This window comes from Mesorhizobium sp. B2-1-8 (genome assembly GCF_006442545.2).
Lineage (GTDB): Bacteria > Pseudomonadota > Alphaproteobacteria > Rhizobiales > Rhizobiaceae > Mesorhizobium.
In genome coordinates this window covers 4,494,573-4,514,215 of record NZ_CP083952.1, presented here as the reverse complement: position 1 = coordinate 4,514,215, position 19,643 = coordinate 4,494,573, and the positions used below count along the sequence as shown (strand labels likewise).

At 62.0% G+C, this 19,643-nt stretch carries 21 protein-coding genes and 1 tRNA gene; 12 read left to right on the top strand and 10 right to left on the bottom strand.

All coding sequences use genetic code 11. The annotated features are described in order from the left end of the window. Positions 1 to 75: 75 nt before the first annotated feature. Positions 76 to 591 carry an outer membrane protein assembly factor BamE gene (locus tag FJ970_RS22215; protein WP_140755368.1) on the bottom strand — a complete coding sequence of 172 codons (516 nt, stop codon included), beginning with the start codon at positions 589 to 591 and terminating at the stop codon, positions 76 to 78. 114 nt (positions 592 to 705) lie between these two features. Here FJ970_RS22215 and FJ970_RS22210 point away from each other — a divergent pair, with 114 nt between their 5' ends. The 7 genes from FJ970_RS22210 (at position 706) to FJ970_RS22180 (ending at position 5,528) form a co-directional block, all read left to right on the top strand. After that, a complete protein-coding gene (locus FJ970_RS22210; RefSeq protein ID WP_140755366.1) occupies positions 706 to 1,248 on the top strand; it encodes a ubiquinol-cytochrome C chaperone family protein in 543 nt (180 codons plus the stop codon). Between the two features lie 3 nt (positions 1,249 to 1,251). Continuing rightward, complete coding sequence (locus FJ970_RS22205) at positions 1,252 to 1,794, top strand: YceD family protein (protein ID WP_140755364.1); 543 nt, start codon at positions 1,252 to 1,254, stop codon at positions 1,792 to 1,794. 113 nt (positions 1,795 to 1,907) lie between these two features. After that, positions 1,908 to 2,978: a phosphate acyltransferase PlsX gene (gene plsX, locus FJ970_RS22200; protein ID WP_140755362.1), complete on the top strand. Its 1,071-nt coding sequence runs from the start codon at positions 1,908 to 1,910 to the stop codon at positions 2,976 to 2,978. Positions 2,979 to 2,987: 9 nt separating this feature from the next. Further along, positions 2,988 to 3,959: a beta-ketoacyl-ACP synthase III gene (locus FJ970_RS22195; RefSeq protein ID WP_140755360.1), complete on the top strand. Its 972-nt coding sequence runs from the start codon at positions 2,988 to 2,990 to the stop codon at positions 3,957 to 3,959. A gap of 101 nt (positions 3,960 to 4,060) precedes the next feature. After that, entirely contained in the window at positions 4,061 to 4,384 is a 324-nt protein-coding gene (locus FJ970_RS22190) for an integration host factor subunit alpha (protein ID WP_006201891.1), read from the top strand. Between the two features lie 215 nt (positions 4,385 to 4,599). Further along, positions 4,600 to 5,139: a MerR family transcriptional regulator gene (locus tag FJ970_RS22185; protein WP_127280880.1), complete on the top strand. Its 540-nt coding sequence runs from the start codon at positions 4,600 to 4,602 to the stop codon at positions 5,137 to 5,139. Positions 5,140 to 5,225: 86 nt separating this feature from the next. Then, positions 5,226 to 5,528, top strand: coding sequence for a hypothetical protein (locus FJ970_RS22180; RefSeq protein WP_140755358.1), 303 nt, complete (start codon positions 5,226 to 5,228; stop codon positions 5,526 to 5,528). A 72-nt stretch (positions 5,529 to 5,600) separates the two neighbouring features. On the opposite strand, the gene FJ970_RS22175 is transcribed toward FJ970_RS22180, so the two are convergent. From FJ970_RS22175 to FJ970_RS22165, 3 genes are all read right to left on the bottom strand, one after another. Further along, positions 5,601 to 6,578, bottom strand: coding sequence for an ATP-grasp fold amidoligase family protein (locus FJ970_RS22175; protein ID WP_181178256.1), 978 nt, complete (start codon positions 6,576 to 6,578; stop codon positions 5,601 to 5,603). Between the two features lie 263 nt (positions 6,579 to 6,841). Then, on the bottom strand, positions 6,842 to 7,039 hold the full coding sequence (locus FJ970_RS22170) for a hypothetical protein (protein ID WP_140755353.1): 198 nt from the start codon (positions 7,037 to 7,039) through the stop codon (positions 6,842 to 6,844). A 184-nt stretch (positions 7,040 to 7,223) separates the two neighbouring features. Continuing rightward, a complete protein-coding gene (locus tag FJ970_RS22165; protein ID WP_140755351.1) occupies positions 7,224 to 7,838 on the bottom strand; it encodes a hypothetical protein in 615 nt (204 codons plus the stop codon). 234 nt (positions 7,839 to 8,072) lie between these two features. Here FJ970_RS22165 and FJ970_RS22160 point away from each other — a divergent pair, with 234 nt between their 5' ends. The 4 genes from FJ970_RS22160 to FJ970_RS22145 all read left to right on the top strand — a co-directional run bounded on the left by FJ970_RS22160 (position 8,073) and on the right by FJ970_RS22145 (position 10,519). Beyond that, complete coding sequence (locus FJ970_RS22160; RefSeq protein ID WP_140755349.1) at positions 8,073 to 8,357, top strand: helix-turn-helix domain-containing protein; 285 nt, start codon at positions 8,073 to 8,075, stop codon at positions 8,355 to 8,357. 185 nt (positions 8,358 to 8,542) lie between these two features. Beyond that, a complete protein-coding gene (locus FJ970_RS22155) occupies positions 8,543 to 9,004 on the top strand; it encodes a YbaK/EbsC family protein (protein WP_140755347.1) in 462 nt (153 codons plus the stop codon). A gap of 511 nt (positions 9,005 to 9,515) precedes the next feature. Continuing rightward, positions 9,516 to 10,145 carry a hypothetical protein gene (locus FJ970_RS22150; RefSeq protein WP_210243026.1) on the top strand — a complete coding sequence of 210 codons (630 nt, stop codon included), beginning with the start codon at positions 9,516 to 9,518 and terminating at the stop codon, positions 10,143 to 10,145. Then, on the top strand, positions 10,142 to 10,519 hold the full coding sequence (locus tag FJ970_RS22145; protein ID WP_140755345.1) for a hypothetical protein: 378 nt from the start codon (positions 10,142 to 10,144) through the stop codon (positions 10,517 to 10,519). Before FJ970_RS22150 ends, FJ970_RS22145 begins: the two co-directional genes overlap by 4 nt. 202 nt (positions 10,520 to 10,721) lie before the next feature. On the opposite strand, the gene FJ970_RS22140 is transcribed toward FJ970_RS22145, so the two are convergent. The 6 genes from FJ970_RS22140 to FJ970_RS22115 all read right to left on the bottom strand — a co-directional run bounded on the left by FJ970_RS22140 (position 10,722) and on the right by FJ970_RS22115 (position 17,073). Continuing rightward, entirely contained in the window at positions 10,722 to 11,918 is a 1,197-nt protein-coding gene (locus FJ970_RS22140) for an MFS transporter (RefSeq protein ID WP_140755343.1), read from the bottom strand. Positions 11,919 to 12,346: 428 nt separating this feature from the next. After that, positions 12,347 to 12,423: transfer RNA gene (locus FJ970_RS22135), tRNA-Pro, on the bottom strand. A gap of 56 nt (positions 12,424 to 12,479) precedes the next feature. Next, positions 12,480 to 13,748 (bottom strand): O-antigen ligase family protein, encoded by a 1,269-nt coding sequence (locus FJ970_RS22130; protein ID WP_140755341.1) that lies wholly within the window; start codon positions 13,746 to 13,748, stop codon positions 12,480 to 12,482. Continuing rightward, positions 13,745 to 15,280, bottom strand: a complete 1,536-nt coding sequence (locus tag FJ970_RS22125; protein WP_140755339.1) for an undecaprenyl-phosphate glucose phosphotransferase — start codon at positions 15,278 to 15,280, stop codon at positions 13,745 to 13,747. Before FJ970_RS22125 ends, FJ970_RS22130 begins: the two co-directional genes overlap by 4 nt. 87 nt (positions 15,281 to 15,367) lie before the next feature. Then, a complete protein-coding gene (locus FJ970_RS22120) occupies positions 15,368 to 16,498 on the bottom strand; it encodes a glycosyltransferase (protein WP_140755337.1) in 1,131 nt (376 codons plus the stop codon). Between the two features lie 11 nt (positions 16,499 to 16,509). Further along, positions 16,510 to 17,073, bottom strand: coding sequence for a polysaccharide biosynthesis/export family protein (locus tag FJ970_RS22115; RefSeq protein WP_140755335.1), 564 nt, complete (start codon positions 17,071 to 17,073; stop codon positions 16,510 to 16,512). 255 nt (positions 17,074 to 17,328) lie between these two features. Here FJ970_RS22115 and FJ970_RS22110 point away from each other — a divergent pair, with 255 nt between their 5' ends. Beyond that, positions 17,329 to 19,629: a GumC family protein gene (locus FJ970_RS22110; protein ID WP_140755333.1), complete on the top strand. Its 2,301-nt coding sequence runs from the start codon at positions 17,329 to 17,331 to the stop codon at positions 19,627 to 19,629. The last annotated feature ends 14 nt before the right edge of the window (positions 19,630 to 19,643 follow it).

Below are 19,643 nucleotides of genomic sequence, written 5' to 3'. Positions count from 1 at the left end.
GGTTTTCGGTCGCCTGAGACATTTCTGTTCCCCAAGTCGGGGAAGCAGGATCTAGGGAAGCAGGAATCCTGGGGATTAGGGGGTGCCGCCGCCGGGAATGCCGGGCGCCAGCTTGCTGGCACCGTTGATGATCTGGCTGAGGAAGTTCTGGTCCTTGCCGCCGGTCGGTGTGGTGCGCGAAATGAAGTCGAAAATCTTGCCGTCCTTCAAGCCGTAATTGGCGATCTGGGTGACGCGGCTGTCCGGGCCGAAATAGACCGCCAGCACCTTCTGGTCGACCAGCCTCGGCTTGTCGAAGGCGACGTAGCGCTTGCGCGTCTGCGAGATATAGTAAAACGCCTCGTTGTCGAAAGTCGCCGTGGTCGACGGCGTGCCGAGCGCCAGAAGCACCTGCTCGCGGCTGGAACCGACCGGCACCGAATCGATCGCCTGCTGATCGAGGACATAGCCTTGCGTGAACGTCTCGCTCGGATTGAGGTCGCCGATCATCTTATTGGTGTGGCAGGCAGACAGCGCCGCCACGATAGCCAGCAAAGAGATCGCACCGGCAGGCCTCGAAATGAAAGTCGACTTGAAATTCAGCGCGCGCAACAACAATTCTCCATTCCATCGCCGCAACTTGCGCTGGGCCGCAAAACCGGTAAACCAGCTTGCTTGCCGATGCAACAAGGCCAATTCAACAAACGGTCCCCGGAGACCATCCCCATGTTCCAGCGCCTTTTTGGCCGCGAACGCCACGCCAACCGCGCCATCACCGAGGCGCTTTACGCACAAATCGTGGCGGCGGCGCGGCAGACTGTTTTTTATTCCCACTGGAATGTGCCGGACACGCCACTTGGCCGTTTCGAGATGCTTTCGCTGCACATGTTCCTGGTCCAGCACCGCATGCGCGGCGAGGACGGTGTAGCACAGGAGATCGCGCAGGTGCTGATCGACGAGTTCTTCCTCGACGTCGATCATTCGTTGCGGGAACTGGGCATTGGCGATGTCGGCGTGCCAAAACGCATGAAGAAACTGGCGAAGATGTTCTATGGCCGCACCGCCGCCTATGATGATGCGCTGGAACGAAACGATCATGACGGTCTGACCGCGGCACTTGCCCGTAACGTCCGTCCCGACGCCGACGCCTGGCCGGAAGCATCGCGTTTGGCCGGGTATGTCGCCGGCGCCAGCCGGCAACTGAGCGCGCAGCCGACCGAATCGATCGCTGCCGGCACTGTGGCATTTCCAGAAGCCAACGGAGGCTGATCGATGAAACACGCCGATATGCAAAGTCCGGTATCCTTTTTCGCCAATGTCGCCCGGCTGCCGGGGCTGCCCGTGGTGATCGAGGCTGACGCTGCCCAGCGCGCGGCACTCGCCGAGGCGCACGGGCTGCTGTCGGTCGAAGCCTATCGCGCCGAACTGCTCGTAGCGTCGTGGAAGCGCAATGGCGTCAAGGTCAGCGGCCGTGTCGAGGCGGACATAACCCAGGCCTGCATCGTCACGCTCGACCCCGTCCAGGCGCATATCGATGAGCCGGTCGAGGCGCTGCTCTTGCCCGAGGATTCCAAGCTCGGGCGGCAGGGATTCGAAGGCGGCGGCGAGATCCTGCTCGACGCGGACGGGCCCGACAGTCCCGAGACATTTTCGGGCGACATCATCGATGTCGGGGCGCTTGCCGAACAGTTCTTCGGATTGGCGATCGACCCCTATCCACGCAAGCCAGGCGCGTCGCTTGGTGCCGGTGACGACACCGGATCGGCCGAGAATGAATTTCAGCAAAAACTGCGATCCTTGCTGGGAAAATCCTGAAAACCTCGCCCGCGACGGAAAAGTCGGTTGTGCGACAGCCTAAAACCGCTATTTTCGCCGAACCTTTGCGATCGCTAAAACGACTTGCCGCCTAACCGTGAGATGAATACCGCGTGATCAGGATTTCCATCGATGCTATGGGCGGCGATCACGGACCAACCGTGGTCATTCCAGCGCTCATGACGGTCGCGACCCGCCGTCCCGACATCCGCTTCGTCGTCTACGGACGTGAGGAACTGGTGCGCCCGGAACTGGCCAAGTTTCCCAAATTGGCCGAGGTCAGCGAGTTCTTCCACTGCGAGATCGCGGTCAGGATGGACGACAAACCGAGCCAGGCGCTGCGCCATGGCCGCTGGAAGTCGTCGATGTGGAAGGCGGTCGAGGCGGTCAAGTCGGGCGCCGCGGATGCATGCATCTCCGCAGGCAACACCGGCGCGCTGATGGCGATGTCGAAATTCTGCCTGCGCACCATGGCCACGATCGAACGTCCGGCGATTGCGGCATTGTGGCCGACATTGCGTGGCGAGAGTGTGGTTCTGGACGTGGGCGCCACCATTGGCGCCGACGCGCACCAGCTCATCGATTTTGCCATTCTCGGCACCGGCATGGCGCGTTCCGTATTCGGCGTCGCCCGGCCCACGGTCGGCCTGCTCAATGTCGGCGTGGAAGAGATCAAGGGCCAGGAAGAGGTCAAGGAAGCGGGACGCATGTTGCGCGAGGCCAACATGGCCTCGATGAACTACCATGGCTTTGTCGAAGGCGACGACATCGGCAAGGGCACGGTCGACGTCGTGGTGACGGAAGGCTTCGCCGGCAACATCGCGCTGAAGACGGCGGAAGGCACCGCGCGTCAGATAGCTGGCTATCTGCGCGCCGCGATGAGCCGCACCCTGATGGCCAAGATCGGCTATGTCTTCGCCAAGGGCGCCTTCGACCGCCTGCGCGAAAAGATGGATGTCGGCCGCTCCAACGGCGGCGTGTTCCTGGGGCTGAACGGCATCGTCGTCAAAAGCCACGGCGGCGCCGATTCGGACGGTTTCGCCGCGGCGATCGAACTCGGCTACGATATGGTGCGCAACAATCTGCTCGACCGCATCGAGGCCGACCTCGATCTGTTTCATGCGCGCAACCCGCATGCCCTGACAGCTAGGAAATCCGACGTCGTTACCGACGCAAAGGAATAGGAAAGAATTTTGATCAGATCAGTTGTGCGCGGCACGGGCGCCGCGCTGCCCCGCCGCATCATGAAGAATGCCGATTTTGAAGGCATGGTCGAGACCTCCGACGAGTGGATCGCCCAGCGCACCGGAATCCGCCAGCGCCATATCGCGGCCGATGACGAGACGACGGCCTCCCTGGGCGAGGCCGCGGCGCGCGCCGCGCTTGCCGATGCCGGATTGACCCCGGACGATATCGATCTGATCGTGCTGGCGACCTCGACGCCCAACAACACGTTCCCCGCTACCGCTGTCGAGATCCAGAACCGGCTCGGCATGCAGCACGGTTTTGCCTTCGACTTGCAGGCGGTATGCTCAGGCTTCGTCTATGCGGTGACGACAGCCGACCTCTATATCCGCGGCGGCCTGGCAAAGCGGGTGCTGGTGATCGGCTCGGAGACCTTTTCGCGCATCCTCGACTGGAGCGATCGCTCGACCTGCGTGCTGTTTGGCGACGGCGCCGGCGCGGTCGTTCTGGAAGCGGGCGAGGGGGCCGGCACGATCGCCGACCGAGGCGTCCTGGCGGCCAGCCTGCGTTCCGACGGCGCGCACAGGGAGAAGCTTTTCGTCGATGGCGGGCCGTCGACGACGGGAACGGTCGGCCATCTGCGCATGGAAGGCCGTGAGGTCTTCAAGCACGCGGTCGGCATGATCACCGATGTCATCGAGACGACCTTCTCGGCCGCTGGCATTACCGCCGACGATCTTGACTGGTTCGTGCCACACCAGGCCAATAAACGGATTATTGACGCTTCAGCAAAAAAGCTTGGGATAGCAGAGCAAAAGGTGGTGGTGACCGTCGATTTGCACGGTAACACCTCGGCTGCTTCCGTACCGCTGGCGCTGTCGGTGGCCGTCGCCGACGGCCGCATCAAGAAGGGTGACCTGGTGCTCCTGGAGGCGATGGGCGGCGGCTTCACCTGGGGCGCCGTTCTGGTTCGCTGGTAAGTGGAGAACGGTCCGGTTTCGGTCCTTGACCTTGCCGGATCAATTACTTAGGCTCTGCTGTTGTTGTGCCGATTTTATGTTTGAACTGATGGGACGGTCGCATGGGGGGAAAAACACTTACGCGCGCCGACCTGGCCGAGGCCGTCTACCGGAAGGTCGGTCTGTCGCGCACTGAATCCGCCGAACTCGTCGAGGCGGTACTGGACGAAATCTGTGAAGCGATCGTGCGCGGCGAGACGGTGAAGCTGTCGTCCTTCGCGACGTTTCATGTCCGCTCCAAGAATGAGCGGATCGGGCGCAATCCCAAGACCGGCGAGGAAGTGCCGATCCTGCCGCGTCGGGTGATGACCTTCAAATCGTCCAACGTGTTGAAGAGCCGAATCTTGCGTTCTCACCAGAACAGCAAGGCCAAGGGCGGCAAATAGTCCTCATTGCACGGTTGAAAACCGGTGCCGCGATGACGGCGGGCTTGAATATTGCTTCACAAACCGCTGAAATAAGGCCCGATTCGGCGGTATGGCCGGATTGGTGTTCTGGCGTATGATCGATTCCGCGCTGGCGGAACAAGCTCTTCTCTTCGTTGAGCGTGATCTCGTCTGAAGACCGTTCCGGGCCACGCTCCAGCGTGAGGATTTCGCCCATGGACAAGAGCCCTGACGCCTTTCGCACCATCAGCGAGGTCGCGGAAGACCTCGACCTGCCACAGCATGTGCTGCGTTTCTGGGAGACGCGCTTCAATCAGATCAAGCCGATGAAGCGCGGCGGCGGCCGTCGCTACTACCGGCCGCAGGATGTCGAACTGATCAAGGGCATCCGCCATATGCTCTATGACCAGGGCTACACCATCAAGGGCGTGCAGAAGCTGCTGCGCGAAAACGGCAATCATTTCCTGGTCGCCATCGGCAATGGCGACATGGCCGCCGTCGAGGCGATTTCGCAACGCAAGCAGGCCGACCAGGTGCCGCTGACGCCTGCCGCCCAGCCGCGCGGGGGAGATGACGAACTGGTTGGCCAGCCAAGGGTCAAGCCCAGCCGCCGCTTTTTCGGCCTGGGCAAGAGCGACGAGGAAGGTCCGGTTGCGCCGGATGCGTCGAAACTCTCGCGTGACAATCGCGCGCTGCTGCAGGAGGCGTTGTTCGACCTCCTGGAATGCAAGCGCCTGCTTGACCAGGTGCGCTGACCGCGAGTGGCTTCGACGTCCCGAAAACCGGAACCGGCGGTCGGGTGAGGCGTTACGTTTCCTTCTGCGAAGCAAGGAAACGGATGATGGTATCATATTCGACCCTTTCGGACATCGACCTGGAAAAGCAGGTCGCGGCTCTCTCGAGGGAACTCGCGGCGTTGCGCAAGGCAGTGTCAAAGCGAGGTGGCGCTTATTATGAAGACGGCCGTGATGCCGCTCTTGATGCGTATTCGGATCTTGCGGAGCGCCTGCGCGATGCCATGCCGGCAATCCGCAAACAGGGCAGGGTGATCGAGAAATCGGCACGCGACCATCCGGCCGCGGCCGCCGCGGTCGGCCTTGTCGTGCTCGGCCTAGTCGCCAGCCTGCTGCTCGGCCGGCGCTGACTGCTACTCCAGGACAAATCTAGAGAGAAATGGCGGCTCGCTTTTCCAGGCCGGCCGCCATTCCCATTCATATCAGCGATTTGTCGTGCCGCGTCGGCATCTGGCACGAAGCGCGTCGGCATAGAGGCGCACGACACCGGCGTGCGGCCGGCGCAGGAAGGCGGATTGATCGAGCCGCCACAGCCGCTCGATTTCCGCGGCGATCGTCGGGTTTGTCCATGTGCCATATCCGGCGGCCGAGTAGACGGTGATCTCGCCGGCATGGAGACGCTCGTCGGTGACCAGGAAATCGATCCTGACATAATCGAGGTCGCCGGCTATGGCGGGCGCGATCGAGATCGCCTGGCGGACATGGGCGATGAGCCGCGCATTGACAGGCAAGACCTGATCCTCGCCGGGATAGTCCGGATCGCGGCCGGGCAACGGATTGGCTTCCCGGTCGAACAGCAGCGAACGCTTGGCGTGCTTGTCCTCCACCCAGACATGGCATATCACCCCGCTGCAGACATGGACCTTGATGTCAGTGGCGATCGTACCGCCGCTGAGCGCCAGCCGCTCCTCCACGAAAACAGTCGGTACGACAGGCCAATAGGCCCATTCGCCATTGCGCCGGCCGTAACGCTTTTTGAGCCAGCGGCTCGCCTTGCGCACGATGGCAGTGCGATCTGGTTCTCCGTCGGAGACGAATATGTTCATTGCGCAGCCATGGTTTGCCTTGACCATGACGTCTCCAACGAGCAGGCCCGGTGGGATGTCCGTGGCGTCGCGCCCGGACCAAAGCGTCTTTGGCATTGCGATCTCGGGACAGGCGTCCCGGATATGGACCTTGGCCGCGAGCTTGTCGGTCAGCGTCACGAACAGCGGGTTGCGATCGAGGATTTTTCGCCAGAGCAACAGCTCATGGTAGCGGCTGGGTACGGCGGTATTGGGCAGATAGCCCAGTTTCATGACAAATCGTACGACGAGGACAGGGTGGCGCAGCGTCAGCCACAATCGCGCGACCGACAGGACAACGCGGTCTGTCCGGGAAAGATAGGCCTTGGCCGTCATCGGGGATACCTGGCCTGTTGGCGAAGCCTGATCCGGCGCAGCATGCCGCTCGGAAATATCCTTGCCGTATCGCGATTTGGCGTCGCGTGAAAGATTTCGTCTGTCGTCGCGGTATCGGCAATTGGCGCCAGAAATCCCGCCCGCGCTGTCATTCGGCGAAAATCGATAGGTCCCATTCATGTCGGCTTGGCATTGTACGACCAAGAGAAGACCAGCCCTGAACAATGAGCCAAGGCGGTCTTCTCGTTGGCAGTCTGGTACGCTCAGTATGCCTTCTTCACAACCTTCTTCATGTGATGGTGATGATGGCGATGGTGGTAGCGGTGATGGTAGCGATGATGGTGGTGGCGATGATGATGCTTTGCCATCATGGCCGCATCCGCGCTCGTCGCACCGATGACCGGCGCCGTGAAAACGAGGGCAACTGCAAGCCCGATGGCCGAGAGGAGGGACTTCTTCATGGATCGTTTCCTTTCTTCGCAGGCAGGTATCAATCGGGCCGATATCCCGACCGCCGCGAATGGAATTACGCTCCTGAATTTTTTCGTCAGTATTTCCCGATTGTAGAATCTTGTTTCTGAACTGTTTCGGAGGAAACCGGCTTCCTGCTCCGTTATCGCCAGGGTCGAAAGCCGGCTGTTTGGCTTACATCGGCGGGATCACGCCATTGTTGCCCACAACGACGCGGCTGGCGCTGAGCGTGCCGTCAGCCTCGCGATGCGCGGGAACGAAGACCGTCGCGCTTGGCTTGAGATCGGTCGGCGCGGCCGGCGCGAAGGTGACGACGGGCGTGCCGTCGGGTATGGAGATCTTCTTCGTCTGCCCATTGTCATAGGTCAGCGTCACGGCCCGCCCGTTTATGTCGGTGACGTCGGCGACGGTGCCGTTGGTCATGCGGCTGTTCGGCTCCAGGTCCCAGGGGCGGTCCCCCTCGCCAGTGCCTTTCAGGGCTGCGGGAAAGATCACCACTTCCAGAGCGCCGCTGCCGCCGTCGGCCTTGGAGACAGAGGCGATGCCGAGGAAATCGCCCTGCTTGATGTCCTTTACCGACGCGTTGGCAACGCCTGAAATCTTCCAGCCTTCTTTCAGTTTGACCGCGGCGGCATCGCCCTGACGGGTTTTCACGGCGAGCAGCGAGGGCTCGAAACTGACCACCGTGCCGCGCACGCGCACTGCGTCAGCTGCCTGCGCGCTGGCCACGCCGACGCCGGAAAGCATGGAAATCGTGCCGAGCACGAAGAGGGATGTCTTGAGGTTCATGGGGGGTATCCTTTTGGGAAAGGCTGGCGGAAAGCGATGGTTTCACGCCAGCGACGTCGAGATAACGAACGGGTGGGGCGAAACTGCTGGGCAAAAAGCCGGTCGGGCGTTCAAAACAACTTGATCGGGGCAGGGCGTGGCAGCGCTTGGCAAATCGCTGGCGAGAGGGCATCTTCCTGCTCGTCTCAGGCAACATCCATTTTGATCAAATGCTTTCAGTCAACGGAGTTGCCAATGCCCAACAATGCAAAAAACCACGCCCTTTCCGAACCATTAGCCAACGAGATCGGGCCAGATTACAACACCCTCAGGGCAATGCGGGAAACGCGCGGATACAGCCTCGAAGCGCTTTCCCTGACCTGCGGCCTCTCGGTCGACGAGATCGAGGACATCGAAAGCGGCCGGGCGGCCGACCCGGCGAAGCTGCGTCGTATCGCGTCCGCGCTTCGTTTGCCCCAGGACGCTCCCATTGCTTCCGCCGCACCGACACTGGCCGCACAAGGCCGGCCTCAGGCATAGATCGGCGACAGGCATGCCCAAGAAACCCGCCAAGGCCCGCTTGGCGGGTTTCTTGTTGACGCGATGGCATTCTCCGGCAAGCCGGGCTTGCCGATTTGCAGATCGCACGTGTTCATACGCGCGGCCCCCAAATCCGCGCCGATCGCATCTGCCATGCATCGGGCCTGAACCGTGAGTTTTTCGATATGAGCCTGGACTCCGTTGGTGCCTTCTTCACGGCTCACGCGCCTGATATCGAGGTCATTGTCACGCAATCGAGTTCGGCGACGGTGACGCTGGCGGCGGAAGCGCATGGCGTCCTGCCGGCGCAGATCGCCAAGACGATCTGCCTTCGCGTCGGCGAGCGCACCATGCTGGTCGTGACCAGCGGCATCGCCAGGCTGGACAACCGCAAGTTCAAGGACCAGTTCGGCGGCAAGCCGCGTATGCTGGACGCACAAGAGGTTGTCGCTGCCACGAGCCATCCAGTGGGCGGTGTCTGCCCGTTCGGCCTGCCGGCGCCGCTGCCGGTCTATTGCGACGTCTCGCTGCGCGAATTCGCCGAGGTCGTACCCGCCGCCGGCGCCACCAACGCGGCAGTGCGGATTGCACCGCAGAGGATGGTCGAACTGGTTGGCGCGGAATGGGTGGATGTGTGCCAGGCCTAGTGCCGGATCCAATCCTGAGTTGAGCCGGGCAGGATGGGCAATTCGAGAATGAGGGGCGGACTTGTGGGGGCAAGTCCCTGCTTTAAAATGGTCGGAGTGGCCGGATTCGAACCTTATCCGGAGTCCGAGTGTCCACTGAGAGTGTAGATTGGTTTTTCGCAAGCTTCCGAACTGCGCTCACGACAAAACGCGCCGTCCCGATTAGCCAGCGCTGACTTCCGTTTCGGAAGAGTATCCACATTTCGCCCCCCCGCAGCCGCCATTATCGCTTCACGTCACAGGTCGTGGGAGACGATCCGGCGGGCGCTGACGGCGACTTGGTCGCTCGGCTTGGCATACGCCCTGACGAGCCACGGGGCCCAGGGCAGCCAGTGTGCCCATCACCGTCCCCGTCTAAGACGGCCTTGCTGACTCCGATTTGAGCAAAATCAAAGACTGCCTTATCGAACACCGATATTGATGCCTCTGACCATTCCGGCGCTTCGCATGCCGAATGACAACGGAGGTTCTGATGGAAATCACCACTCGCGATCTAATGACGGTGCTCCATGGAATGGGCTTCGGCGCTCTTTTCATGCTCGCATTTTCCGGTGCCATTGCCGGTCTCTATAGAATGTCAGCCCCAGGGGCGCCGCCAATGAGTTCAAGGGAACAGTCGCTGCTCAACTTTTGGATTGTCGCGATGGTGGTTCTCTCATGGCTCACGGTGTTCTCTGGCACCTACGGCGTCTATCCGTGGTATCGCGCTGTTCCGCCGGCCGGGGTGACCGATCTTGCGGAGTATCCGCGGAGCCTTCTCCTGTCGAGCCCAAGAACATCTGAGTGGCATTCTCTCGGCATGGAATGGAAAGAGCATGTCGCCTGGCTGGCGCCAATCGCAATGACCATGGTGGCCTATGTCACCATGAAGTACGGACGAGCGATCATTCAGCACCGGAACATGCGCATCTCGGTCTTGGCCTTTGCGGTCGCGGCCTTCTTCGCCACGGGCGCAGCCGGTGCACTGGGCGCGTTCCTCAACAAATACGCTCCCGTCCGCGGCGGCCAGTCGATCGTATTGATACAAGGAGAGCAACCGGAAGGAGCTCAAACACCAGGAGTGCAGCGACAGGCCGCGCAGCCAAAGGGAGAACAGCCATGACCATCTCGCAGAAGCCGGTCGTCGGCAAAAGCCAACTCGTTGAAACAATCGCTGAAACCATACCCAATGGTCCCGGCGGGGCAGCCATTCTCGCCGCAGGCATCGGATGCGCTGCCATCGGTATCCTGGCTCTCGCCGGCGATGCCTCGAAGGCCATCAACGGCTTGCTGAACTTCTACAATCCGACAGGAGCTCTCTCCGGCGTGACGACCGTGGCCATCATCGTCTGGCTGGTGGCGTGGTTCACCCTCTCGCGTCGTTGGGCGACCAAGACCGTGGCGATGAGCAGGGTCAATATCGCCGCTTTTGGGCTGCTCCTCGTCGGTGTACTCCTCACCTTCCCATCGTTCATGGATTTCCTGCAGGGCAAATAGTTGGCCTGAGGCAAGCGCTGCGTCGGGGATACCGACGCAGCATAGCTTTCATCTTCACCAGCCCGCTCGAACCGAATAGCCGCTGCTTGAACGGCAAGGCAATCCGACACCTCCCCGGTGGAACATAGTGTGGCATTCGTCTCTGCGCTGCCTACGCGCGCTGCACAACGCGAGCCTTAGATGAAGCGTGCGTTTCGACAGTCTAGCTGGATCGGGTGCTTTTCGGGCTGTCCGATGGGACTAGGATCAGGGTTGCCGCAGTACCAACCACGGCGAAGACAGCTCCGTAGATAAATACGGCTAGGTGCCCAAGTCGGTCCCAAAGAAGGCCTGCGATTAGGCTCGCAAGGAGCTGGGTCAGCCCGACGAGCGAACTGTACCAGCCGATGCCGCCCGCGCGCAGCTCGCTCGGCACGAAATCGGCGGCGAGCGCCTTACCGACAGTGCGGAAGGTTCCTTGGTAGGCGCCGTAACAAACAAACAGAATGGCAACAATCCAGACGTTGGCGCTGAGTGCAAATCCCCCATAAGCGACAAAGAACACTGCGAACGCAGCGAGCAGAAGATTGCGGCGGCCGAGGTGATCGGACAGAAAGCCCGTCGGATAGGAGACCAACGCAGCGACAAGGTTGAACCCGGCATAGACGAGAACCGTGTTCTCAACCGAGGCACCCGCGGCCTGTGTTTCAAGAATAAGGAAGGCGTTGCTCGAGTTGCCGATGCAGAACAGGCCAGTCGCCATCAGGTACTTCCAGTAGGCGCGAGGAAACCGCCGGAGGCTGATATCAACCTTGGCCTTAGCGGCGAAATCGACATGCTCCTCGCGCACGAACAGCACGATGGCGAAGGCGAGCAGGCCCGGGATGACGGTGAGGTAGAAGATTACGCGCATATCGAGTCGAAACGCACCGAGCAGCAGCACGGCGATGAGTGGCCCGAGAAAGGCGCCTAGATTGTCACCGACTCCCTCGAGGCCGAAGGCTTTCCCGCGGTGTTCCTCCGCCGCGGCTGCGGCGATAAGTGCATCGCGCGGTGCGGAGCGGGTGCCGGCGCCGACACGATCGAGGAACCGTACACCGAGCACCATCGGCCATGCCGATGCAAGTCCGGTTATGGGCTTGGAAAGGGCCGAAAGGAGATAGCCGGCCAGGGCAATGGGCTTGCGGCGCTGCATCCGGTCAGACGCCCACCCGGAGAAGCCTTGCACGATGTTCTGTGTCGCCTGCGCGACACCGTCGATCAATCCGACTACGCTGCCACCCGCCCCAAGAACTCCGGTCAGGAAGAGTGGAAGGATCGGGTAGAGCATCTCGGTCGAGATGTCGGCAAACAAACTGCAAAACGACAGCAGGATGACGTCGCGTGTCAACCAGGACGAACGGGTGCGGACATTGGGCATGGGTTTGGCCGAAGATCTGACGAGGAAACGCCAAGCACTGACCGTCGTTCAGCGAGTCTGACGCAACGTATTTCGAAAAGGTAGGTCAACCGTCGAAGACGTCCATACGTTGCCAGAATCCGCCCCCTGGATTGGTCTGGCTGATGTCCTTCATTGTGCCCCGGGCGGCGAAAACGTGATCTATGCATGATTTCGCAGATTGACTTCAACGCCTACAAGCTCAGCCCGAAACACGCCACGGGTCATGGATGAAGCTGCCGGAAATTCACGGGCTTTGGACAGTTAGGCAACCATGGAGACTGATGCGCGAGGGGGCGATAATGCACGAACCCGGCTCCGCGGCGGCCGCTGCAAGCGGTGCGGGGAAAATCCAGGTCCTTCGGAGTCAAAGCTGGATCGCCACATTGGGGGATGAGGCGTCTGTGAAATGGTCGGAGTGGCCGGATTCGAACCGACGACCCCTTGACCCCCAGTCAAGTGCGCTACCGGGCTGCGCTACACTCCGGACCGGTCGCGATGTATCGTGATAACCCGGCTCGGGTCAACCGATTTCCGCGATAATTATCTTGCCGCGACCGCGGGCTTGAACGAGGCCCGCAATACCGGCCTCAACTCCCGCTGGTGGCGGTATTCCAGGGCGATGGCTCCCCAGATCAAGCCAAGCAGCAGATACAAGTGGCGCCAGTGGTCGATGTCGATGAAGGTGCCGAGCCCGATATTGCCGATGAAGGCGACGTAGGCGCACAGGAGGTAGGGCTGCCAGGGCCGGTCGCGCAGCAGGATGCGGAACCCCGCCGATATCGTCCAGACGATCAGCGTCAGGAACGAGACGAAGCCGAGCCAGCCATAGTCCATCAGCATCTTCAGCCAGATGTCGTGCGTGTCCTCGCCGTAGATCGTGCCGAAGACCAGCGGCCCGATGCCGAACGGATGCTCCATCGCCATCTGGAAACCGATCGTGTAGCGGGCGAAGCGGCCGAGGCGGGCGGTGTCGTAGCTCTGTTCGAGATGGGCGCGGTTGGAGAACATCTCCGCCACGCCAGGCAACTGCAATATGACGATGATGGCGATGGCCAGCAGCGATAGCGCGGCGATGGTCATGATCACCACGCGCAGTCGGAACATGCCGCTGGCGCTCTGCAGGAACAGGCAGCCGGTGAGCAGGACGGCCGAAAACGCGAACATGCCCCAGGCGCCGCGCGAGAAGGAGAAAAAGATGCCGGCGCTGATGACCAGCAGCGGCATAGCCAGCAGCGGCATGCGCGTGACCGGTCCGGTCAGCAGCAGATAGAGCAGGTAGATGCCGGGCAGCACCAGGAACGGCCCGAACACGTTCGGGTCCTGGAAGGCGCCGGCGGCGCGGTCGTATTTGGTGAACATCTCCGCGCCCGGGAAAGCATGGAAATAGCCCGCTATGCCAAGCAGCGACGTCGCCACCGCCGAGACGACATAGGCATTGAAGATCAGCCGGTAGAGATTCGGCTGCGTGGCGGTGACCGATGCGAAGAAGACGGCGCTGAAGGCGAGGAACAGCGACACGGCGAGATAGAGCGGCGTGTTGGCGAGGTTCGCCATCTGCGTCATGGAGATCATGCCGCCGATATTCATCGTCACAAGCAGCACCAGCAGCGGCATGGCCGCGCGCGAAATCCTCAGGCCGAACAGAGCCCAGATGGCGATCAGCCCGGCCATGTAGATTTCGTAAGGCGCCGGCTCGCTGATGACGAACCCCGACAGAAGAATGCCGAGCACGACCGCGCTCGAGGAGATCAGCGTGATCAGCTTGGCGTTGACCGCCGCGCGCGGCAGATCATGGCTGATCGCCCTCAATAGGCGTTTTCCGTATTGAGCAGGCGGATCGGCGTCAGGAACAGGATCCGCAGATCGAACAGCAGCGACCAGTTCTCGATGTAATAGAGGTCGTATTCGGTCCGCATGCGGATCTTCTCGTTGGTGTCCATCTCGCCGCGCCAACCATTGATCTGTGCCCAGCCGGTAACTCCTGGCTTGACCTTGTGGCGCGCGAAATAGCCATCGACCACCTCGTTGTAGAGCAGGTTGTGCGACTGCGCGGCAATGGCGTGCGGGCGCGGACCGATGAGCGAGAGCGAGCCGAGCAGCGAGTTGAAGAACTGCGGCAGTTCGTCGATCGAGGTCTTGCGGATGAAGCGGCCGACACGGGTGACGCGCGGATCGTTCTTGGTCACTGTCTGCTTGGCGGTCGGGTCCGACCTGTCGGTGTACATGGAACGGAACTTGTAGACTTCGATCACCTCGTTGTTGAAGCCATGCCGCTTCTGCTTGAACAGAACCGGCCCCTTGCTGTCGAGCTTGATGGCGATTGCCGTGCCAAGCATCACCGGCAAGAAGACGACGATGCCGACGAGACTGAAGATGATGTCGAAGGCGCGTTTGGCGACCGAGTCCCAGTCGTTGATCGGCTTGTCGAAGATGTCGAGCATCGGCACCGAGCCGATGTAGGAATAGGCGCGCGGACGGAACTGCAGCGCATTGGAATGCGCCGACAGCCGGATGTCGACCGGCAGCACCCACAGTTTCTTCAGCAATTGCAGCACGCGCGATTCGGCGGTCAGCGGCAACGACACGATCAGCATGTCGATGCGGGCGATGCGGGCGAATTCGATCAGTTCCGAAATGGTGCCGAGCTTGGGATAGCCGGCGACGAGGGCTGGCGAACGCTTGTCGTTGCGATCATCGAAGATGCCGCAGATGCGGATGTCGTTGTAAGGCTGCTTTTCCACCGAGCGGATGAGCACTTCCGCCGCCTTGCCGCCGCCAACGATGACCGCGCGCCGTTCCATGCTGCCATCGCGCGCCCAGCGCCGGATCAGCTTCGACATCACCAGCCTGAGACCGAAAAGGCAGACGAAGGCAACGACGAACCAGGTGCCGAACAGCAGGCGCGAAAAGTCTTGCGACATCTTCATGGTGAACGCCGTCAACGCCATCATGGCGAAGGTCCCGGCCCAGACCAACAGGATGCGCCCAAAATTGGCGATCGGCCGCATCAAGGCGACGACCTGGTAGCAATCGGTGACATCGAGCAGCACCACGGCGAGGAACGACGCGGCGGCGATCGTCAGCGGATATTGCCAGGCGAGGTAATTGAAGAATCCGACGTAGTAGAAATAGACGCAGAGCCCCGAGACCAGCAGCACCGCGAATTCGACCATGCGCAGCACGCCGCTGACCATGATCGGCGACATCGTATCGCGCCGGTATTGCGACGCGACCTGCCGGGCAACGTCGTTCATGCCGCCGGGCTTGTCGCCGTCGGCAGGGCCGTCGAATTGACGCACCGCTTCTGATGAAAAGCGGTGCGCGGGGTCGATTTCGTTCATGGAACTGTCCGCAAGCTTTGCCAGGGTGATTAGCAAAAGAGAGCTAAGAAACCCTTGAAACAACCTGTGGCTTTGGAAGAGCCTGAACTACTTTTCGAGCGCGGCGAAGTAGGCCTTCTCGATTTCGGCGGCCATGACGTCGGCGCCGAAGCGCGCCCTGAGCGTGGAGTCATCGGGCATGAGTTTGCGATAGGCGGCAAGGTCGCCCAGCGCCTGGCTCATCTTCTCGGCGAGCTCAGTCGGATCCGGCCGGATCAGGGCAGGGGAGCCCGAACCGAAAATCTCCGGTATGCCGCCGACCGAGGTCGCGATCATTGGCCTTGCCGCGGCAAGTGCCTCCAGCACGGTATAGGGCATGGCTTCGGCGCGCGAGGGAACGACGACGAGCGCCGCCAGCACAAAGGCCTCCCGGGCCGGCATCGGCGGCAGGAAGCGGACATTGCCTTCAAGCCCCAGGCGCTTCACCTGCGCGTGGTAGCGGGGCAGGTCGTCGCCGTCACCGACCATCACCGCACTCGGTGTACGGCCAAGCCGGGAAGCGGCGGCGGCCAGGGCATCGATGAAGATGTCGGGGCCCTTGAGGTCCCGCATCATGCCAATATAGAGAAAATCGGCCGCGTCGGCCCTGGCGTTCACCGGCTCGAATTCGGTGGCGCGAAGTCCATTGTAGACCAGTGTGTTCGGGATCGGCGGCTCGCCCACCTTCCTGCGATAGGTCCGCCGCTCGTAGTCGGACACGAACAGCAGGCTATCGGTGAAGCGTGCCATGAGATACTCGAGCGCGAAGAACAGCTTTCCGGTGGCTGTATTCTCGTCATAGTGGAGAGAGCCGCCATGCGGCGAATAAAGGCGGGCTACGCGAGACCTTGATACCCGCAACAATGAGCCGAACAGACGGGCATAGGCGCCACCCTTGGCACCGTGCCCGTGCAGCACGTCCGGCCGCAATTCCTTGATGATCCTGTAGGTTTGCCGGGCCGAAGTCAGGTCGCCCGCGCCGACATGGCGCTGCATTGGCGTGCGATGGATGCCGAGCGCCAGCATGTCCTTCATCTGCTCGAACAGACGCTCCTCGAATTCGCCGCCTGTGGTCGAGTCGCAAACGATGCCGACCATGTGGCCGGCGGCGACCTGCGCTTCCGTCAGGTCGCGCACGTGCCGGAAAATTCCTCCGACGGGTGAGCGAAAGCAGTGGACGATCCTGAGCTTGCCCGCCACGAGGTGTCTGTTCAGAACAGGCGTTCGCGGACGTAGACGGTATCTCCCGGCAGCAGCGGATCGGAGGTGACCACGCGGCCGGTTATCACCTTGCCGTTGATGTCGCGGGTGATGTCGACGCTCTCCTGGTTGGCGCGTGGCGTGAAGCCCCCGGCGATGGCGATGGCCTTCTGCACGGTCAGGCCGGGCACGTAGGAATACTGGCCGGCGGCGCCCACTTCGCCCATGACGAAGATCGGTCGGTAACGATCGATCTCGACCGAGACGTCGGGGTCGCGCAGGTAGCCTTGCCGCAGTTTGTCGGCGATCTCTTTCTCCATCTGCTGCGCGGTGTGGCCACGTGCCGGTATGGCGCCGACGAGCGGGAAGGAGATGTAGCCGGACTGGTCGACGCTGTAGCTATTGGTCAGGCCGTCCTGCTCGAACACGGTGACGCGGACACGGTCGCCGGCGCCGAGACGATAGGGCTGGTCGAGGACCTCATGAAAGGCGGCCGGCGTCGGCCGGTAGCTGGAGCAGCCCGCGAGCATCGACACGGCAAGCAGTGCGCGAAAGAGGGAAGCAGTGCTTTTCATGATCGGACAGGTACCTTCGACTGGCCGCTGCGGCGTCGCAGCAAACATCTGGGATCGCGCCCGTTATCATCCTGTTAGGGTTAATGGCCGGTAAAGGAGCCCCGCCAATAGCGATCAGCAGACAAGGTTTTGCGATTTTATCGATTTTTTTCTGTTGCCCGCAGTAAACCCTAATGGAAGCTTACCGTGATCTTAACGGCTGAGTTACCATAGTTGTTTACGGTGCGTCCCGACCCAGTTTCGGAGTAGGGATGCATGTCCGTTCAATCCGCGGCCGCAGACGTCGATGTTGATCTCAGGCAGCTCTTTGCCAGCCTGGGGCGGAACTGGCTGCGGATTCTGGTCTTCGTTCTCGTCGTGACGGGACTTGCCTTCGCGGCCGCGTCGTTCGCGACCCGGTATTACAAGGCCGAGACGCAGGTGGAGATCGCTCCACGTGAATCCGTCTACACCCGTCCGGCCGGCAGCAACAATGACGGCGACAAGCCGATCCTCGACGAGCAGGGCGTTGCTACCCAGGTCCAGATAATTTCGTCCAACGAAATTCTCAAACAGGTGGCGCAGAAACTCGGCCTGTCGCGACTGCCTGAGTTCGACGAAACGATCAACATGTCGTCCCTGAGCCGCGGTCTGATCCTGCTTGGATTGAAAAGCGACCCGATGGACGTTCCAACCGACGAGCGCGTGCTGAAGAAGATGCGCGAGAAGCTCAACGTCTACGGTGTTGAAAAGACTCGCATCATTGCCATCGAGTTCTCTTCGGAAGATCCCAAGCTTGCCGCCGCCATCCCCGATGCCATTGCCGCCGCTTATATAGCGGGGCAGGGGGCGGCCAAGAGCGAATCGAACACCGCCGCAGCGGACTTCCTGGCGCCCGAGATCGCCGACCTGTCCAAGCAGGTCAGGGATGCCGAAGCCAAGGTCGCGGCTTACCGCGCCCAGTCGGACCTTCTGATGGGCGGTAACAATTCCACCCTGGCCACCCAGCAATTGGCCGAGTTGTCGACCGAGTTGTCGCGGGTGCGGGCCAACCGCGCCGCTGCCGAAGGCACGGCCGAGAGCGTGCGCAAGGCACTGCAGAATGGCGGATCGCTGGATTCACTGCCGGAAGTGCTGTCTTCCGATCTGATCCAGCGTTTGCGGGAGCGGCAGGTCGAACTGCGTGCCAACATCGCCGATCTGTCGACGACGCTGCTCGACAATCATCCGCGTATTCGCGCCGCCAAATCACAACTGGCCGATCTCGATGCGCAGATTCGCAGCGAAGCCCAGAAGATCATGAAGGGGCTGGCGATGCAGGCCGATGCCGCCAAGGCGCGCGAAAGCCAGCTTGTCGCCGACGTCAACACGCTCAAGGCTGCTTCGGCGCAGGCCGGCGAGCAGCAGGTCGGGCTCGACGCGCTGCAGCGCGATGCCGCCGCCAAGCGCCAGCAGCTCGAACTTTACCTGACCAATTATCGCGAGGCGGCGTCGCGTCAGGATCGCAACTATGTTCCGGTCGACGCTCGCATCGCCTCGCCGGCTTCCGTTCCCTCCGAGCCGTACTTCCCCAAGATCGGGCCGATCGTCGGTGCCGCCGCCGCGGCTTCCCTTCTGCTGGCGGCGGTGTTCACGCTGCTTCGGGAGCTCTTCTCGGGCCGCGCCATGCGCCCGGCCAGCGGAGCGCGGTTTGAACCGATCGACGAGGTGGCGATGCCGCCAGCCGCTTATCAGGAGCCATCCCCCCGCTCGGAGCCGGCAGTCGCCAACGAGTTCGCCAATCGCGCCGCCGAGCCGTCATGGCCCGAAGCGCCTGCACCGACGCAGCCGCGGCCTGCCGCCGAGGTCGAGCCTGTCGCCAAAGCGAAGCCTGTCGCCGAGCCTGAATCCTTGGCCAAATCTGAACCCGTTGCCGAGCCTGAGCCCATGGCTGAGCCGCCGGAGCCCGTCGTGGAGGTTCGTCGGCCGCGTTCCGTGCTCGGCGAGATCGACGTCGAGAAGGCTGCCGAGAAGCTGATCGCCAGCGGGGCCGCGCGCGCCATATTCGTTTCCCCCGAGGGCGACGAGGCGGCGGCGTCGGCGATCCTGGTGGCGCGCGAGGTTTCCGACGCCGGCCTGCGCGTCCTGCTGCTCGACCTCACGGCCTCGGGAGCTGCTTCGCGGCCGATGCTGGACAGCGGGCTTTTCCCCGGCATCACCAATCTGCTGGCGTCGCAGGCGCAGTTCAGCGACGTGATCCATGCCGACCTCTATTCCGACTGCCATGTCATCCCGGTAGGCACCGCCGATCCGGTCCGTGCCATGCGCGCCGCCGATAGGCTGCCGATCATCATGCAGTCGCTGACAACAGCCTATGACCTGGTGGTGGTCGAATGCGGCCCGGCCGACGCACAAGGCATCAGCCGTCTGGGCGGCGAGGCCACCGAGGTATTCTTGTCCATGCTGGAGGCCGACGACGAGGTGACGCAGGCCGCGGTCAAGTTGATCGAGAGCGGCTATCCCGACCTGACGCTGGTGACGCCGCTCGGCCACGAGCCGCCAGGCAACCCGGTGCCGGGGCGGCGTTCAGCAGCCTGAAAGAGCTGCCACTC

Bases quoted from the DNA above. Each gene is read 5' to 3' on its own strand.
- FJ970_RS22150 (WP_210243026.1), top strand. From the start codon at position 9,516: ATGGAAATCACCACTCGCGATCTAATGACGGTGCTCCATGGAATGGGC.
- FJ970_RS22185 (WP_127280880.1), top strand. From the start codon at position 4,600: ATGGACAAGAGCCCTGACGCCTTTCGCACCATCAGCGAGGTCGCGGAA.
- FJ970_RS22165 (WP_140755351.1), bottom strand. From the start codon at position 7,838: ATGAACCTCAAGACATCCCTCTTCGTGCTCGGCACGATTTCCATGCTT.
- FJ970_RS22110 (WP_140755333.1), top strand. From the start codon at position 17,329: ATGTCCGTTCAATCCGCGGCCGCAGACGTCGATGTTGATCTCAGGCAG.
- FJ970_RS22180 (WP_140755358.1), top strand. From the start codon at position 5,226: ATGGTATCATATTCGACCCTTTCGGACATCGACCTGGAAAAGCAGGTC.
- FJ970_RS22170 (WP_140755353.1), bottom strand. From the start codon at position 7,039: ATGAAGAAGTCCCTCCTCTCGGCCATCGGGCTTGCAGTTGCCCTCGTT.
- FJ970_RS22190 (WP_006201891.1), top strand. From the start codon at position 4,061: ATGGGGGGAAAAACACTTACGCGCGCCGACCTGGCCGAGGCCGTCTAC.
- FJ970_RS22210 (WP_140755366.1), top strand. From the start codon at position 706: ATGTTCCAGCGCCTTTTTGGCCGCGAACGCCACGCCAACCGCGCCATC.
- FJ970_RS22175 (WP_181178256.1), bottom strand. From the start codon at position 6,578: ATGACGGCCAAGGCCTATCTTTCCCGGACAGACCGCGTTGTCCTGTCG.
- FJ970_RS22155 (WP_140755347.1), top strand. From the start codon at position 8,543: ATGAGCCTGGACTCCGTTGGTGCCTTCTTCACGGCTCACGCGCCTGAT.
- FJ970_RS22160 (WP_140755349.1), top strand. From the start codon at position 8,073: ATGCCCAACAATGCAAAAAACCACGCCCTTTCCGAACCATTAGCCAAC.
- FJ970_RS22205 (WP_140755364.1), top strand. From the start codon at position 1,252: ATGAAACACGCCGATATGCAAAGTCCGGTATCCTTTTTCGCCAATGTC.
- FJ970_RS22145 (WP_140755345.1), top strand. From the start codon at position 10,142: ATGACCATCTCGCAGAAGCCGGTCGTCGGCAAAAGCCAACTCGTTGAA.
- FJ970_RS22115 (WP_140755335.1), bottom strand. From the start codon at position 17,073: ATGAAAAGCACTGCTTCCCTCTTTCGCGCACTGCTTGCCGTGTCGATG.
- FJ970_RS22140 (WP_140755343.1), bottom strand. From the start codon at position 11,918: ATGCCCAATGTCCGCACCCGTTCGTCCTGGTTGACACGCGACGTCATC.
- FJ970_RS22125 (WP_140755339.1), bottom strand. From the start codon at position 15,280: ATGAACGAAATCGACCCCGCGCACCGCTTTTCATCAGAAGCGGTGCGT.